This window comes from Pseudomonas sp. NPDC087346, assembly GCF_044744235.1.
Taxonomy (GTDB): Bacteria; Pseudomonadota; Gammaproteobacteria; order Pseudomonadales; family Pseudomonadaceae; genus Aquipseudomonas.
On the sequence record NZ_JBIUXX010000011.1, the window covers coordinates 54863 to 71711 of the forward strand.

A 16849-nucleotide genomic window follows, 5' to 3' on the forward strand; every position below is an offset into this window, starting at 1 on the left:
CCACATAACCCCCTGTGGGAGCTAGCCTGCTAGCGATGCGGTTGTGTCAGGCGGCGGTGATGCCGACTGATTGGCCGCTATCGCTAGCAGGCTAGCTCCCACAGGTAATGTGTTGTCAGTTACAACGCGTCGCGGGAGGGTTTACCGTCGACCAGCCGTTGAATGCGCAGCGGATTGGCGTTTTTCAGTGGTTCCGGCAGCAAGCTGTCCGGGTAGTTCTGGAAGCACACCGGCCGCAGGAAACGGTCGATGGCCAGAGTGCCCACCGAGGTGCCGCGCGCATCCGAAGTCGCCGGGTATGGCCCGCCGTGCACCATCGAATCACAAACCTCGACACCGGTCGGATAACCGTTGAGCAGAATCCGCCCGACCTTCTGTTCCAGCAGTGGCGTCAGTTCGGCGAACTGTTCGAAGTCCGCCAGTTCACCAATGATCGTCGCGGTGAGTTGCCCGTGCAGGCCGTTCAACGCGGCGCTGAGTTGTGCCTGATCGGCCACTTCAACGATCACCGTGGTCGGGCCGAAAACTTCTTCCTGAAGCACTTCATCGCCGTTGATCAGCAGGCTAGCGTTTGCCTTGAACAACTGCGGCTGCGCCTGATTGCCTTGCTGCGGATTACCCGCCAGATGCTCGATGCCAGCGTGCGCGAGCAATTTCTCCAGACCTTTGCCATAACTGCCCAGCGTGCCGGCATTGAGCATGGTTTGCGCCGGTTGATCGCCGATCAGCCCTGCAACTTGCTGGATAAAAGCGCTGAATTGCGCCGAGCGGATACCGATCACCAAACCCGGGTTAGTACAGAACTGTCCGCAGCCTTGCACCACCGATGCGGTGAGATCGCGGGCGACGGTTTCAGCACGGGTCGCTAGTGCTTGAGGCAGGACGATAACCGGGTTGATGCTAGACATCTCGGCGAACACCGGAATCGGTTGTGGCCGAGCGGCAGCCATGTCGCACAGCGCCCGTCCGCCCTTGAGCGAACCGGTGAAGCCGACCGCCTGAATCACCGGATGCTTGACCAGCCATTCGCCGACACCACCGCCGTAGATCATGTTGAACACCCCGGCCGGCATGCCGGTTTTTTCCGCGGCGCGAATCAATGCATCGGCGACCAGTTCGGCGGTAGCCATGTGGCCGCTGTGCGCCTTGAATACCACCGGGCAACCGGCGGCCAGCGCCGAAGCGGTGTCGCCCCCTGCAGTGGAAAATGCCAGAGGGAAATTGCTCGCGCCGAACACGGCTACCGGGCCGAGACCGATGCGGTATTGGCGCAGATCCGGACGCGGCAACGGCTGACGATCCGGCAATGCCGAATCAATGCGCGCACCGTAGAAATCGCCCCGGCGCAGCACTTTCGCGAACAGACGCATCTGCCCGCTGGTGCGCCCGCGCTCGCCCTGAATGCGTCCGGCCGGCAACGCGGTTTCACGGCAGACCACGGCCACAAAATCATCGCCGAGCGCATCCAGTTCATCGGCAATCGCATCGAGAAACTGGGCGCGGCGCTCAGCGCTGAGGCTGCGATACACCGGGTACGCGGTGGCGGCAGCTTTGGCGGCGGCATCGACTTCTTCGGCAGTCGCCTGAATGAAATCGTGCGGTAATTGCTCGCCCGTGCTGGCGTCAACGCTGTGCAGTTTGACGTTGCCGGCAGCGCTGCGCTGACCGCCGATGTAGTTGTGACCGAGAATCTGAGTCATGGGATCTCCTTAAAGGGTGCCGATGCTGCCCGGTTGAAAAACGGCGTCTGCCGGGGCAATACCATTGATCAGCGGTGCGCCGAATTCGGCCTGACTGATTTCAAATACATCGCCCGGCTGGGTGCGGATGCCATCGGCGAACGACAGAGTCGCAGTGCCGAAGAAATGAATGTGCACGTCGCCCGGGCGCAGGAATTGGCTGTACTTGAAGTGGTGATACTCAAGGTTCGCCAGGCTGTGGCACATGTTGGCCTCGCCGCTGAGGAACTCGTTCTGCCACAAGACTTCGCCGTCACGCAGGATGCGACTGGAACCCGCCAGATGTTGAGGCAATTCACCGACGCGAAGTTCCGGGCCGTAACTGCAACTGCGCAGTTTCGAGTGCGCCAGGTACAGGTAGTTTTTGCGCTCCATGACGTGATCGGAGAATTCGTTGCCAACCGCGAAACCGAGGCGATAGGGTTTACCGTCATGGCCGATGATGTAGAGGCCGGCCATTTCCGGTTCTTCGCCGGCGTCTTCAGCAAACGGCGGCAGCGGAAATGGCTGGCCCGGACGCACGACGATGCTGCCGTCGCCCTTGTAGAACCATTCCGGTTGCACACCGGCCTGTCCCGCCGCCGGTTTGCCGCCCTCCACGCCCCATTTGAAGATGCGCATGGTGTCGGTCATCGTCGCTTCATCGCCGGCCTGTTGGTGCATCTTGTCGCGGGCCGAGGCGCTGCCGAGGTGGGTCAGGCCGGTGCCGCTGACCAGCATGTGCGCCGGGTCCGGGTGATCGAGTGGCGGCAGGATGCGCAGTTGGGTCAGCAGTTCGGTGTAGTCATGGCTGATGCCCAAGCCGTGGGCCTGCACTTGCTGCACAAGGCTGTTGCCGGACTCGATGGCCGCCAGCGCCAGATCACGCACGCTGCGCGCATCCTGCACTTCGCGCACCAGACCTTGCTCGACCACGCCAACGCGGCGCTCGCCGTTGCTTAATTCGAATTGAACCAGATGCATGATTTTCTCCCTTGAGCATAATTTCTAAACAGCGAAGAACCCTGTGGGAGCTGGCTTGCCAGCGATGGCGGCGGCACATTCAGCATTGATGTGTCTGAAAGATTGCTATCGCTGGCAAGCCAGCTCCCACAGGTTCGGCGGTGATTGCTGCATTGGTGTCAGGTGCGGGTCGCGCCTCGGGCGCTCGCGGCAAATTGGTCGGCGGGGAGCACGTGTTTGCGCTCCAGCAACCGATAAACCACGCCAGTCAAAATCAAGCCGAACACCATCACCCCTGACAGGAAATACAACCCCGAAGCCAGATTGCCGGTGTATTCCTTCAACGCCCCAATCACAAACGGCCCGATATAGCCCCCGAGGTTGCCCACCGAATTGATCAGCGCGATCCCCGCCGCCGCACTCGCTCCGGCAAAAAACCGCCCCGGCAACGTCCAGAACACCGCCGTGCAAGAGAACAGCGCAAACGCCACCAGACACAGCGCCGCCAGTTGCGCCACCGGCATCGACAGCCAGGCACTGAGGAACAGGCCAATCGCGCCGAGCACATAAAGCACTGCCAAATGGCCGTAGCGATCATTCAATCGGTCGGAACTGCGCGGGATGATCAGCAAACCGATGATCCCGAAAATGTACGGCACCGAGGACACAAACCCGGTGACCAGATCACTGCCACCAAACTGTTTGATCAGGGTCGGCAACCACAGACCGAGGCCGTAAATGCTCAGGGTCACCGGCAGATAAAACAGCGCCAGCAGCAACACGCGTTTATCTTTCAGCGCATGCAACGGATTGCCATGCCGGGTCTGGCCGTATTCCTGCAAATCCTTTTTCAGCTCGCCGGTCAGCCAGTCCTTCTCGGCCTGATCCATCCATTTCACTTGCTGCGGGCCGTCGGGCAACCAGCGCAGCACTGGCCAGGTCAGCAGGATCGCCGGGGTGCCGATGACGATGAACAGCCACTGCCAGCCGTGCAGACCGAGCACACCGTCCATGCCGAGCAGGCCGCCGGACACCGGGCCGGTGATCATCATCGCGATGGGTTGGGAAAGGATGAACAGGCCAAGGATCTTGCCGCGATGACGCACCGGGAACCATTGGGTGATGTAGTACAGAACGCCGGGAAAGAACCCCGCCTCCGCCGCGCCGAGCAGAAAGCGCATCACGTAGAAACTGTGCGGGCCCTGAACGAAGGCCATGCCGATGGTGATAGCGCCCCAGGTGATCATGATCCGCGCAAACCAGCGCCGCGCGCCGAAGCGTTCGAGCATCAGGTTGCTGGGGATTTCCAGCAGAAAGTAACCAATGAAAAACAGCCCGGCGCCGAGCCCGTAGGCGGCATCGCCGATACCGATGTCGGCGCCCATGTGCAGCTTGGCGAAGCCGACGGCGGAGCGATCCACATAGGCGATCAGGTACAGCAGGATCAGGAAGGGAATCAGTTTCAGTGTGATGCGGCGAATAAGCCGCAATTCCTGGCTCATGGGATCGGTCTCCGATTGTTGTTTTTATAGAACCTCGGGGGACACCTCTCGCGGAAACCGCCAGGGTCAATCCCTCCGTCGAAAACGACTATATAGTAATACTATTTGAGCAACAACACTTCCAAACCGGCGAATTTGCGCTTATGTTTAGCCAAAGCTTGAACACTATAGTCATACAATAAGAGAATCGATCATGTCTGATAAGAAACCCACCCTGCGCTCCGCCCAATGGTTTGGCACGGCCGACAAGAACGGCTTCATGTACCGCAGCTGGATGAAGAATCAGGGCATCGCCGACCACCAGTTTCATGGCAAGCCGATCATCGGCATCTGCAACACCTGGTCGGAACTGACCCCGTGCAACGCGCATTTCCGCCAGATCGCGGAGCACGTCAAACGCGGGGTGATCGAGGCCGGTGGTTTTCCGGTGGAATTTCCGGTGTTCTCCAACGGCGAATCGAACCTGCGCCCGACCGCCATGTTCACCCGCAACCTGACCAGCATGGATGTCGAGGAAGCGATTCGCGGCAACCCGATTGATGGTGTGGTGCTGTTAACCGGTTGCGACAAAACCACCCCGGCACTGTTGATGGGCGCGGCCAGTTGCGACGTGCCGGCCATCGTCGTCACCGGCGGGCCGATGCTTAACGGCAAACACAAAGGCAAGGACATCGGCTCCGGCACGGTGGTCTGGCAGCTCAGCGAACAGGTCAAGGCCGGCACCATCACCATCGACGATTTTCTTGCCGCCGAGGGCGGCATGTCCCGCTCGGCCGGTACCTGCAACACCATGGGCACCGCGTCGACCATGGCCTGCATGGCCGAAGCGCTGGGCACTTCGCTGCCGCACAACGCGGCGATTCCGGCGGTGGATGCGCGGCGTTATGTGCTGGCGCATATGTCCGGCATGCGTGCGGTGGAGATGGTTCGCGAGGACTTGAAGCTGTCGAAGATCCTCACCAAGGAAGCCTTCGAAAACGCGATTCGCGTCAACGCCGCCATCGGTGGTTCGACCAACGCGGTAATTCACTTGAAAGCCATCGCCGGTCGGATTGGCGTCGAACTGGATCTGGACGACTGGACGCGCATCGGTCGCGGCATGCCGACCATCGTCGACCTGCAACCGTCGGGGCGTTTCCTGATGGAAGAGTTCTACTACGCCGGCGGTTTGCCCGCCGTGCTGCGTCGCCTCGGTGAGGCCAATCTGATTCCCAACCCGAATGCGCTGACCGTCAACGGCAAAACCCTCGGCGAGAACACCAAGGACGCGCCGATCTACGGCGAAGACGAAGTCATTCGCACCCTCGACAATCCGATCCGCGCCGACGGTGGTATCTGTGTGCTGCGCGGCAATCTGGCGCCGCTCGGCGCGGTGCTCAAGCCCTCCGCTGCCACCCCGGAACTGATGCAGCATCGCGGCCGCGCTGTGGTGTTCGAGAACTTCGACATGTACAAGGCGCGAATCAACGATCCGGAACTGGACGTTGATGCGAACTCGATTCTGGTGATGAAGAACTGCGGACCGAAGGGTTATCCGGGCATGGCCGAAGTCGGCAACATGGGTTTGCCGGCCAAGTTGCTGGCCCAGGGCGTGACCGACATGGTGCGCATTTCTGATGCACGGATGAGCGGCACTGCGTACGGCACAGTTGTCCTGCACGTTGCCCCGGAAGCCGCAGCCGGCGGGCCTTTGGCGGCGGTGAAGGAAGGCGACTGGATCGAACTCGATTGCGCCACCGGGCGTCTGCATCTGGATATTCCGGATGCCGAACTGGCGGCGCGCATGGCTGATCTGCAACCGCCACAGCAATTGCTGTTGGGGGGGTATCGTCAGCTGTACATCGATCATGTGCTGCAAGCGGATCAGGGTTGCGACTTCGACTTCCTGGTGGGCTGCCGTGGGGCCGAGGTGCCGCGCCACTCCCATTAAGGCATTCAGCAGTTCCTACATTGGAATGCATTTCCCTGTAGGAGTGAGCCTGCTCGCGATTGCGGTCTGTCAGTTGATATTCATGTTGACTAAGACACCGCTATCGCGAGCAGGCTCACTCCTACATTTGCTTGTGTTGCGCCTCAAGATTGCATCACGCCTGCTATGATGCGCGGCATCTTCATCGCTCAGGATCGCGCCGTTCCCCATGGATTACCGCAAACCGTCCGACCGCAAAAGCATGCACTCGCGCATCGTCCAGGAGCTGGGCATGCAGATCGTTTCCGGGCGTTTTCTGCCTGACGACAAACTGCCCGCCGAAGCCTTGTTGTGCGAGGAGTACGCCGTCAGCCGGCCGGTATTGCGCGAAGCCACGCGGGTGCTGGTGGCCAAGGGGCTGGTGTATTCAAAACCGCGCGTCGGCACGGTGGTCAAGGCCCGTCGCGAATGGCACATGCTCGATCCGGACGTGCTGCACTGGCTGATGCAAAGCAGCCCGCAGAATGAGTTCTTCAATGTCCTGACCAGTGTTCGCAGCATCATCGAACCCGCCACTGCCGCCCTCGCCGCCCAACATGCAACCGATGCCGACATTGCTTCCATCAGCGAGGCGTATCAGCGCATGGAAGCGGCGCCGACGCCGGAAGCCTTGCTGCAACCGGATCTGGATTTCCATAGCCGCATCGCCGACGCGACGCACAATGATCTGCTGGCGAATCTGTGCAACATGCTTTCGGTGGCGATTGCCGAGGCGTTGAAGCATTCGAATCAGCGGCCGAATCTGCATGAACTGGCGTTGCCGCGACACAAGGCGATTCTCACGGCGATCGAGAACCGTGATGCGCTGGGCGCAAGGCATGCGACGCTGGTGCAACTGGATGATGCGCGCAGTGCGTTGAGTACAGTGCTGGGCACCGAACTCTCCTGAAACACCACCGCACCCTGTGGGAGCTAGCCTGCTAGCGATTGAGGTGTGTCAGGCAACACAAGTGTGATGGATAGACCGCAATCGCTAGCAGGCTAGCTCCCACAGGGGTCTAGCGTGACATTTGCGGGATAAAAAAAGCCGCAACCCCTCAAGGTTGCGGCTTTTTCATTTCAGCTCGGCAGATCAGTGAGCAAACAGCGAATTGCCCTTCTGCCCCGCCAGTTTCTCAGGCTTGATCAGGAACTTCGCCAGTGCCGGCAACAGCCACAGCGCACCGAACATGTTCCACAGCAGCATGAAGGTCAGCATCAGGCCCATGTCGGCCTGGAACTTGATCGCCGAGAAGATCCACGAGCACACGCCGAAGGCCAGGCACAGACCGGTGAACAGCACCGCTTTACCGGTGGATTTCAGCGTCTGGTAATAGGCTTCCTGCAACGGCAGACCGGCACGCAGGAAACTTTCCAGTCGGCTGTAGATGTAGATGCCGTAGTCGACGCCAATCCCCACACCCAGTGCCACCACCGGCAAGGTCGCAACCTTGACGCCGATGCCCATGAACGCCATCAGTGCGTTGCCGAGTACCGAGGTCAGCACCAGCGGCAGCACAATGCACAGGGTCGCCGCCCACGAACGGAAGGTGATCATGCACATCACCGCCACGCAGATGTAGACCAGGATCAGAATGGTCAGCTCGGCCTGTTTGATCACCTCGTTGGTGGCCGCCTCGATCCCGGCGTTACCCGCCGCGAGGATGAATTCCAGACCGTCCTTGTTGTTGTCCTTGGCGAATTCCTGCACCGCATGCACCGCCCGATCCAGGGTTTCGGCCTTGTGATCGTTGAGGAACACCAGCACCGGCGCCAGCGAGCAACTGTTGTTGTACAGACCATCGGCGCGGGCGATGGAGTTGTTCAGCACGTCCGGGTTACGCGACAGGGTTTCCCATTTCAGGTTGCCCTCGTTCATGCCCTTGATCATCTGCTTGGACACGGTCACCAGCGAGATCGCCGACTGCACGCCCTCGGTGTTCTGCATCTTCCACATCAGCTCGTCGATTGGCGCCATGGCCTCGTAACGCGAGCAACCTTCGGTCTTGGTCTTGACCATCACCACCAATACGTCGGAACTGGTGGAGTAGTTATTGATGATGAAGTTGTTGTCCTTGTTGTATCGCGAGTCCGGACGCAGTTCCGGTGCGCCTTGGTCGAGGTCGCCGATTTTCAGGTTCTGGCTGTACCAGAGGCCGCCACCGAAGGCGACCAACGCCAGCGCAATGGAGATCGGCGCCACTTTCGGGCTGGCGAAGTTCGACAGCAGGCGCCAGAACGGGTGCTCGCGGTGTGCATCCTTCTTGCTGCGGGCGATGGCGCGCTTGCTGATGCCGACATAGGAAATCGCGACCGGCAGCAGGATCAGGTTGGTGAACACGATCACCGCCACGCCGATGGACGCGCCAATGGCCAGTTCACGGATCACGCCGATGTCGATGATCAGCAGCGTGATGAAGCCCACCGCATCCGCCAGAATCGCGATCATCCCCGGCAGGAACAGTTGCCGGAAAGTCCGCCGCGCCGCAGTCAGGGCGTTGTCCGCCTCGCTGGATTGCAGGGCGATACCGTTGATTTTCTGTACGCCGTGGGAAATGCCAATGGCGAAGATCAGGAACGGCACCAGCATCGAATACGGATCGAGCCCGAAGCCGAAAAAGTGCATCAACCCCAGTTGCCAGACCACCGCCACCAGCGTCGTGCTCAACACCGCCACGGTGCTGCGCAGGCAGTTGGTGAACCACAGCAGCAGGATCAGGGTAATCACGAACGCGATGCCGAAGAACAGCACCACCATCACCAGACCATCGATCAGGTCGCCAACCTTCTTGGCGAAACCGACAATGTGAATCTTGACGTTGGGGTTCTGCGCTTCGAACTTGTCACGGATTTTCTCTTCCAGATCGTGGGAGAACTTCCGGTAGTCCAGCGGCAGCAATTTGCCTTGGTCCTGCGGGTCCGGGTAGGACTCCAGCAGCGGGATATCAACGATGCTCGACTTGAAATCGTTGGACACCAGACGCCCGACCTGACCGGACTTGAGCACGTTGTTGCGCAGCATATCGAGGCTGTCCGGCGAGCCGTCGTAGCTCTGCGGAATCACTTCGCCGCCAGCGAAACCCTCTTCAGTCACTTCGGTCCAGCGTACGCTCGGGCTCCACAGCGATTTCAGCCCGGAGCGGTCAACGCCAGAGATGTAGAACACCTCGTCGTTGATCTGGCGCAGGGTCTCCATGTATTCCTTGGAGAAGATGTCGCCGTCTTTGGCTTCAACCGAAATCCGCACCGTGTTGCCCAGGTTCGCCAGATCGTTGCGGTGCTCCATCATCTTCTCGATGAATGGATGCTTGAGCGGGATCATCTTTTCGAAACTGGTGGAAGGACGGATCAGCGTGGCCTGCCAGAACAGGAAGATACTCACCACCAGACAGATCAGGATCACTGCCGGGCGGTTGTTGAAGATCAGACGTTCGAGAAACGTCGCCTTGTCCTGATGATGATTGCTCAAGGAAGTCATAGCCCCGCCTTCTTATTATTAATCTCGGCGCCGTTTGGCGTGGTGGTGTGGACGCCACCCTGCCCGGTCAGAATCAGATTGCCGTCGCCGGCAGCGGTGACCGACGACAGGGAAATCCGGTCCGGGCGATTGAAGATGCTGAAGGTCTCGCCGTTGTCGCTGCTGCTGATCACCGAGCCGCCGTTGCCGACGATGACAATCGAGCCGTCATCGAGCAGCGTGGCGCCGGACAGGCCGAACTCCAGCGAACCACGCGCAGCCTTCAGTTCAACCTGCTGCCAGGTGCTGCCGAAATCGGTGGAGCGATAGAGATTGCCGCGCAAGCCATAAGCCAGCAGGGTCTGCGGTTGAGCGGTGCCAATCACACCGAACAGCGAACCTTCGTACGGGCCCTGGAGTTTTTCCCAGGTCTGGCCCCAGTCGGCGGAGCGGAACATGCTGCCCTGCTCACCCACGATGAACAGCCCGGCGTCTTTCACCGCAGCAATCGCGTTGAGGTGGAACTGGTCCTGATTGTCGAGGCGGTCACTGACGTCCTGCCAGTTCTTGCCGCCATCGGTGGTTTCCAGCAATGCGCCGTAAGCGCCCACGGCCAGACCGGTGTTGACGTCCTTGAACCAGACGTCGAGCAGCGGTGCTTCGCGTTTGAGGTCTTCGAATTGTTTGGTCCAGGTCAGGCCGCCGTCGTCGCTGGCGAGGATCTGCGCGTCATGGCCGACCGCCCAGCCGTGCTTGTCATCGACAAAGTACACCGCCGTCAGCAGTTGCCGGCTCGGCACCTTGGCCTGAGTCCACGAACTGCCCTGATCGTTGGAATAGAGAATGTGCCCACGATCCCCGACCGCCACCAGCCGGGTCCCGGCTTTGACGACATCGAGCATCAGACTTTTCGCGGCTTTGGCCGATTCGGTGGCATAGACCACATCGGCAGGCGCTTCGGCAGCCAGAACGGGCGCCGACAACGTGGCAAAGCCCAGCATGGAGAGTGCTGTGGCCAGCAACGCGGTGTTGCGAAACGCCGGCGGGCGGCAACGACTCATAGACCTTCCCCTATTTATTATTGTTAGGCCATTCGGCCTTAGGGCGCCGCAAGGGTGCTCGGGCGATTGACTGGTCAGAAGCATAGTCCTGAAACCCGCAACCCAGAGCCCCTTCGGAAGCTGGCTCATCCTATCGGGCTTTGGAAACGTCTGACAATCGGCGCCACGTTATCTTTTGTTAACCAAAAGGAGCGAACACAAAACCCTGCAGGAGCTGCGGCACGCTGCGATCTTTTGATTCTGGTCTTAAAAAACAAGATCAAAGGATCGCAGCGTGCCGCAGCTCCTACACAGGAATCACGCCGTGCAGGATTGGGGTGAATGCACAGCCATTCGCCGGATGGATGACGCAAAACTTGCGTGGGGGGACTTGCAGGATTGGTATTATGGTATACCATCAGACGCACAGACACTCTCAATCCCCCTACGGAGCAGCTCATGAGTTTCGAAATTCGCAAGATCGTCAGCTATGTCGAAGAAACCTTCATCGAAGGCGGCAAAGCCTCGGACACCCCGGTGACCATGGTCGGCCTGGCTGTCGTGATGAAAAACCCTTGGGTGGGTAACGGCTTTGTCGAAGACCTCAAGCCGCAGATCCGCGCCAACTGCTCCGACCTCGGCGCGATGATGGTCGAGCGCCTGGTGGGCATCATCGGTGGCGCCGAGAAGATCGAGGCTTACGGCAAGGCTGCGGTGGTCGGTGCCGACGGCGAGATCGAACACGCCTCCGCCGTGATCCACACCTTGCGCTTCGGCAACCATTACCGCGAAGCGGTGAAAGCCAAGAGTTATCTGAGCTTCACCAACAAGCGCGGTGGCCCGGGCACTTCGATTCAGATCCCGATGATGCACAAGGACGACGAAGGTCTGCGTTCGCACTACATCACCCTGGAAATGCAGATCGAAGACGCGCCGCGCGCCGACGAAATCGTCGTGGTTCTGGGTTGCGCCGACGGTGGCCGTCTGCACCCGCGCATCGGCAACCGTTACATCGATCTGGAAGAACTGGCTGCCGAAAAGGCCCAGTAATCATTCAGCAGAACGACAATAAAAAGGCATTGCAGGAGCGCTCCATGATTCGGCTCACCGCTGAACTCACCCCGGCTGGCACCAGTTACCTGGCGACCGGCCAAGGCCAGCCCGTGGTTTTGATCCACGGCGTGGGCCTGAACAAAGAAATGTGGGGCGGCCAAATCGTTGGCCTGGCCACCCAGTACCGAGTGATCGCTTACGACATGCTCGGCCATGGCGCCAGCCCGCGACCGGCCAGCGGCACCGACCTGCTCGGTTACGCCGATCAGTTGCTGGAGCTGCTCGACCACCTGCAATTGCCGCTGGCATCGGTGATCGGTTTTTCCATGGGCGGTCTGGTGGCGCGGGCGTTTGCCCTGCACTACCCCGAGCGCCTGAAAAGTCTGGTAGTCCTTAATAGTGTGTTCAACCGCAGCGAAGAGCAGCGCGCCGGGGTTATCGCCCGCACCGCTCAAGCCGCCGAACACGGGCCGGACGCCAATGCCGAGGCTGCGCTGTCACGCTGGTTCAGCCGTGAATATCAGGCCGCCAACCCGGCGCAGATCGCGGCGCTGCGGCAAACCCTGGCGGACAACGATCCGCAGGGCTACCTGACCACTTACGAACTGTTTGCCACCCAGGACATGTATCGCGCCGACGACCTGGGCAGCATTCAGGCGCCGACGCTGATCGCCACCGGCGAACTGGACCCGGGTTCAACCCCGGAAATGGCTGAGCAACTGGCCCGGTGCATACCCGGTGCGAAGGTTGCCGTACTGCCTGAGCAACGGCATATGATGCCCGTAGAGTCGCCGCGTCTGGTCAATCAGATGCTGCTGGAATTTCTCGAATTCGCACACTCCCGACAAAACCATATAAAGGGGATCGTTGCATGACACTCGCACGCTTCCAGATGTGCATCGGCGGAGAATGGGTCGATGCCCTCTCCGGCAAGACTTTCGAAAGCCTCAATCCTGCCCTGGCCCAACCTTGGGCCGAACTGCCGGACGCCGATGAGGCCGATGTCGAGCGCGCCGTGCAAGCCGCGCAGACTGCCTTCGACAGCCCGGCCTGGCGCGGTTTGACCGCCACGGCACGGGGCAAACTGCTGCGCCGCCTCGGTGACTTGATCGCCGAAAACAAAGAACAACTGGCGCAGCTGGAAAGCCGCGATAACGGCAAACTGATCCGTGAAACCCGGGGTCAGGTCGGTTATCTGCCGGAATTTTTCCACTACACCGCAGGTCTGGCCGACAAGCTCGAAGGCGGCACCTTGCCGCTGGATAAGCCGGATCTGTTCGCTTACACCGTGCACGAAGCAATGGGCGTCGTCGCGGCGATCATTCCGTGGAACAGCCCGCTGTACCTGACCGCGATCAAACTTGCTCCGGCCCTCGCCGCCGGCAACACCATCGTGATCAAACCGTCCGAGCACGCCTCGGCAACCATCCTGGAACTGGCGCGTCTGGCGCTTGAAGCCGGAATCCCGCCGGGTGTGGTCAACGTCGTCACCGGTTACGGCCCGAGCACTGGTGCCGCCCTCACCCGCCATCCGCTGATCCGCAAAATCGCCTTCACTGGCGGCGCGGCCACGGCGCGGCATGTGGTGCGCAGCAGCGCCGAGAACTTCGCCAAGCTGTCGCTGGAACTCGGCGGCAAGTCACCGAACATCATCTTCGCCGACGCCGATCTCGACAGCGCGATCAACGGCGCCATCGCCGGGATCTACGCGGCGTCCGGGCAAAGCTGTGTGTCTGGATCACGCTTGCTGGTGCAGGACGAAATCTACGACGAATTCGTCAACCGACTGGTGGAACGCGCCCAGCGCATCCGCATCGGCAACCCGCAGGAAGACAGCAGCGAAATGGGCCCGATGGCCACCGCGCAGCAACTGGCGGTGGTGGAAGGTCTGGTCGCAGACGCCGTCGCTGAAGGTGCGCGTTTGCGCCTCGGCGGCAAGCGTCCTTCTGGCCTCGGTGACGGCTGGTTCTACGAACCGACGCTGTTCGAGTGCGACCGCAATTCGATGAAGATCATGCAGGAAGAAGTCTTTGGCCCGGTGGCTTCGGTCATCCGCTTCAAGGACGAAGCCGAAGCACTGGCCATCGCCAACGACTCGCAGTTCGGCCTCGCTGCCGGTATCTGGACCCGCGATCTGGGGCGTGCCCATCGACTGGCCCGCGACGTGCGCTCGGGGATCATCTGGGTCAACACCTACCGCGCCGTCTCGGCGATGGCGCCGATTGGTGGCTTCAAGAACAGTGGCTATGGACGCGAAAGCGGCATCGATTCGGTGCTGGCCTACACCGAACTGAAAACGGTGTGGATCAACCTGTCTCAGGCGCCAATGCCTGATCCGTTTGTGATGCGCTAGGAGTCCTGAGAAATGATCGAACCCGGCATTTATAAAGACGTCATGAGTTCGTTTCCGTCCGGGGTCACGGTGGTCACCACCCTCGACCCGGATGGCGGCATTGTCGGCATCACCGCCAGCGCTTTCAGCGCGTTGTCGATTGACCCGGCGCTGGTGCTGTTCTGCCCCAACTATGCTTCCGACACCTACCCGGTGCTGCGCGACAGCAAGAAATTCGCGATTCACTTGCTCTCCGCCGAGCAGACCGCCGAAGCCTATGCGTTCGCCGGTAAAGGCAAGGACAAGGCGAAAGCCATCGAGTGGCACCTGAGCGAACTGGGCAACCCGATCCTCGCCAAAGCCACGGCAATCATCGAATGCGAGTTGTGGCGTGAATACGATGGCGGTGATCACGCGATCATCGTCGGCGCGGTGAAGAATTTAATCCTGCCCGCGCAACCGGTGACGCCGATGATTTATCACAAGGGCAAGCTGGGCGCGTTGCCAACGCTGGCCTGACAGATTCACATAACCCTGTAGGAGCTGCGGCACGCTGCGATCTTTTGATTTTTATTTTGAAGAACAAAGTCAAAAGATCGCAGCGTGCCGCAGCTCCTACAGGGGATGTGTGGTGTGAGGAGGATTTATGAATAACGAAAAATACGAAAAAGGTCTGAAGATCCGCACCCAGGTGCTCGGCGAAGCCTACGTGCAGCGTTCCATCGACAACGCCGATGACTTCACCCGCCCGCTGCAGGAAATGGTCACCGAATATTGCTGGGGCCATGTCTGGGGACGCGAGGGTTTGTCGCTCAAAGAGCGCAGCATGATCAACCTGGCGATGATCTCGGCCCTCAACCGGCCGCATGAACTCAAGCTGCATGTGCGCGGCGCCTTGCGTAACGGCCTGAGTCGTGAGCAAATACGCGAAATTCTGCTTCAGGTCGGCATTTATTGCGGTGTTCCCGCTGCCGTGGACAGTTTCCGGCTCGCCCGTGAAGCGTTCGCCGAAGCCGATGCCGAGGCCTCCAGTTAACCCCCTCGGCTGTTTTGATGCCCGTCTGGCATGGACAGCCATATTAAAGAGCGGACCCCATGAAACGCCTGCCACTCGACGACAGCTTCAAGGTCAATCGCAACCCCATTACCCTGCGCGAAATCGTGCTGGATAAACTGCGAAGCGCCATCATGAACTTCCAGCTCATGCCGGGCGACCGTCTGGTCGAGCGCGATCTGTGTGATCGCCTCGGTGTGAGCCGCACCTCGGTGCGCGAAGCCTTGCGCCACCTCGAATCCGAAGGCCTGGTCGAGTTTGCCGACGCCAAGGGCCCACGTGTCGCCATCATCACCCTCGCCGATGCGGTCGATATCTACGAACTGCGCTGCGTGCTCGAAGGCCTGATCGTCCAGTTGTTCACGCTGCGCGCCAAGGCCAAGGACATCAAAGCCCTGGAAAAAGCCCTCGACGACAACCGCAAGGCGCTCAAGGACGGCGAACTGCAACAGGTGATCGACTCGGTACAAGGCTTCTACGACGTACTGCTCGAAGGCTCCGGCAACCATGTGGCGGCCACTCAACTGCGCCAGTTGCAGGCACGCATCAGCTACCTGCGCGCGACTTCGGTTTCGCAGGAAAACCGTCGCGGCGCGAGCAATCAGGAAATGGAAAAAATGGTCGCGGCGATCAAGAGCGGCGATCCGCTGGCGGCGCATCAGGCTTGCGTCGATCACGTCCGCGCAGCCGCCGCTGTGGCCCTCGATTACCTCAAGCGCAAACAGGAAGAAACAGGCGCCACGCCTGCGATCACCCTGCCCATCGCCTTGAAAGAACCCCGTATAGGTCACTGATATGTTCAGCCCGAGCTATTGCCCGAAATGCGGTGGCCCTGACCTCAGTCAGCAGATACCGCCGGGCGATACGCACGAGCGCCTGATGTGCCGTGGCTGCGGCTACATCCACTACGTAAACCCGAAGATCATTGCCGGCTGCATCATCGAGCAGGACGGCAAATACCTGCTGTGCCAACGGGCGATCCCGCCACGCCCGGGCACCTGGACGCTGCCGGCCGGTTTCATGGAAAGCGGCGAAACCACCGAGCAGGCAGCCCTGCGCGAGGTCTGGGAAGAAAGCGGCGTACGCGCGGAAATCGTCTCGCCCTACTCGATCTTCAGCGTGCCGAAGATCAGCGAGGTCTACATCATCTTCCGCGCCCTCGCCGTGGAAATCACCGGCGAATACGGCCCGGAAACCCTGGACTACAAATTCTTCGCCCCCGAAGAAATCCCGTGGGACCAAATCTACTACCCGGCAATCCGCCAGATCCTCGAACGCTACATCGAAGAACGGCAGGCCGGGGTGTATGGCATCTACATGGGCAATGACGACAGCGGCAAAATCCACTTCATGCGCTGACAACGTTTCGCTTTTTGTAGGAGTGAGCCTGCTCGCGATAGCAGAATGTCAGTCAACATCGTTATCAACTGGCAGACCGCTATCGCGAGCAGGCTCACTCCTACAAGTGTTTTGCGGTGAGTCTTAGAGCGGGGCAATGCCTTCGACGATGATGATTTCCGCCCTGGCCCATTCCTCGCGATAACTTTTCGCCTCCTGATACGCCGCCGAGTGGTAGCACGCCACCGCTTGCTCGTAGCTTTCAAACTCGATCACCACGCTGCGCTGCGGCGTACTGCGCCCCTCCATCGCCTCACTGCGCCCGCCCCTCGCCAGAAACTTCGCACCAAACTCGGCAAACGCCTTGGGCGCACGCTGCGTGTATTGGCTGTAGTGCTCGACATCAGCAATGTCCACATGAGCAATCCAGTACGCCTTCATAGT

Annotated in this window: 15 protein-coding genes; 9 read left to right on the top strand and 6 right to left on the bottom strand. The window is 60.2% G+C overall.

Translation table 11 applies throughout. The features are described 5' to 3' along the window. Positions 1 to 119 precede the first annotated feature (119 nt). The 3 genes from ACIOZM_RS09565 to ACIOZM_RS09575 all read right to left on the bottom strand — a co-directional run bounded on the left by ACIOZM_RS09565 (position 120) and on the right by ACIOZM_RS09575 (position 4183). Positions 120 to 1700: an aldehyde dehydrogenase (NADP(+)) gene (locus ACIOZM_RS09565; RefSeq protein ID WP_401212544.1), complete on the bottom strand. Its 1581-nt coding sequence runs from the start codon at positions 1698 to 1700 to the stop codon at positions 120 to 122. A 9-nt stretch (positions 1701 to 1709) separates the two neighbouring features. Then, positions 1710 to 2702 carry an AraD1 family protein gene (araD1, locus tag ACIOZM_RS09570; protein WP_401212547.1) on the bottom strand — a complete coding sequence of 331 codons (993 nt, stop codon included), beginning with the start codon at positions 2700 to 2702 and terminating at the stop codon, positions 1710 to 1712. A 158-nt stretch (positions 2703 to 2860) separates the two neighbouring features. Then, positions 2861 to 4183 (bottom strand): MFS transporter, encoded by a 1323-nt coding sequence (locus ACIOZM_RS09575; protein WP_401212550.1) that lies wholly within the window; start codon positions 4181 to 4183, stop codon positions 2861 to 2863. Positions 4184 to 4376: 193 nt separating this feature from the next. On the opposite strand from ACIOZM_RS09575, the gene ACIOZM_RS09580 reads away from it, so the two are divergent. Beyond that, the gene (locus ACIOZM_RS09580) at positions 4377 to 6113 is read left to right on the top strand and encodes an IlvD/Edd family dehydratase (RefSeq protein ID WP_401212553.1); all 1737 of its coding nucleotides are present in this window, start codon (positions 4377 to 4379) and stop codon (positions 6111 to 6113) included. A gap of 208 nt (positions 6114 to 6321) precedes the next feature. Next, positions 6322 to 7041, top strand: coding sequence for a FadR/GntR family transcriptional regulator (locus ACIOZM_RS09585; RefSeq protein ID WP_401212556.1), 720 nt, complete (start codon positions 6322 to 6324; stop codon positions 7039 to 7041). 183 nt (positions 7042 to 7224) lie between these two features. On the opposite strand, the gene ACIOZM_RS09590 is transcribed toward ACIOZM_RS09585, so the two are convergent. Together ACIOZM_RS09590 and ACIOZM_RS09595 are read right to left on the bottom strand one after the other, a co-directional pair. Beyond that, positions 7225 to 9609 (bottom strand): RND family transporter, encoded by a 2385-nt coding sequence (locus tag ACIOZM_RS09590; protein ID WP_401212560.1) that lies wholly within the window; start codon positions 9607 to 9609, stop codon positions 7225 to 7227. Continuing rightward, complete coding sequence (locus ACIOZM_RS09595) at positions 9606 to 10649, bottom strand: WD40/YVTN/BNR-like repeat-containing protein (RefSeq protein ID WP_401212562.1); 1044 nt, start codon at positions 10647 to 10649, stop codon at positions 9606 to 9608. Before ACIOZM_RS09595 ends, ACIOZM_RS09590 begins: the two co-directional genes overlap by 4 nt. Positions 10650 to 11087: 438 nt before the next feature. On the opposite strand from ACIOZM_RS09595, the gene ACIOZM_RS09600 reads away from it, so the two are divergent. The 7 genes from ACIOZM_RS09600 (at position 11088) to ACIOZM_RS09630 (ending at position 16426) form a co-directional block, all read left to right on the top strand. Continuing rightward, positions 11088 to 11678, top strand: coding sequence for an amino acid synthesis family protein (locus ACIOZM_RS09600; RefSeq protein ID WP_007957412.1), 591 nt, complete (start codon positions 11088 to 11090; stop codon positions 11676 to 11678). 44 nt (positions 11679 to 11722) lie between these two features. Further along, a complete protein-coding gene (locus ACIOZM_RS09605; RefSeq protein WP_401212566.1) occupies positions 11723 to 12556 on the top strand; it encodes an alpha/beta fold hydrolase in 834 nt (277 codons plus the stop codon). Continuing rightward, entirely contained in the window at positions 12553 to 14034 is a 1482-nt protein-coding gene (locus tag ACIOZM_RS09610) for an aldehyde dehydrogenase (RefSeq protein ID WP_401212569.1), read from the top strand. Before ACIOZM_RS09605 ends, ACIOZM_RS09610 begins: the two co-directional genes overlap by 4 nt. 12 nt (positions 14035 to 14046) lie before the next feature. Beyond that, a complete protein-coding gene (locus ACIOZM_RS09615) occupies positions 14047 to 14532 on the top strand; it encodes a flavin reductase family protein (RefSeq protein ID WP_401212572.1) in 486 nt (161 codons plus the stop codon). 127 nt (positions 14533 to 14659) lie between these two features. After that, positions 14660 to 15049 carry a carboxymuconolactone decarboxylase family protein gene (locus ACIOZM_RS09620; protein ID WP_095125671.1) on the top strand — a complete coding sequence of 130 codons (390 nt, stop codon included), beginning with the start codon at positions 14660 to 14662 and terminating at the stop codon, positions 15047 to 15049. Positions 15050 to 15108: 59 nt separating this feature from the next. Then, positions 15109 to 15861: a GntR family transcriptional regulator gene (locus ACIOZM_RS09625; RefSeq protein ID WP_401212575.1), complete on the top strand. Its 753-nt coding sequence runs from the start codon at positions 15109 to 15111 to the stop codon at positions 15859 to 15861. A 1-nt stretch (position 15862) separates the two neighbouring features. Next, positions 15863 to 16426 (top strand): NUDIX hydrolase, encoded by a 564-nt coding sequence (locus ACIOZM_RS09630; protein WP_401212578.1) that lies wholly within the window; start codon positions 15863 to 15865, stop codon positions 16424 to 16426. Positions 16427 to 16549: 123 nt separating this feature from the next. On the opposite strand, the gene ACIOZM_RS09635 is transcribed toward ACIOZM_RS09630, so the two are convergent. Beyond that, a complete protein-coding gene (locus tag ACIOZM_RS09635) occupies positions 16550 to 16846 on the bottom strand; it encodes a DUF1330 domain-containing protein (RefSeq protein ID WP_401212581.1) in 297 nt (98 codons plus the stop codon). Between the last annotated feature and the right edge of the window lie 3 nt (positions 16847 to 16849).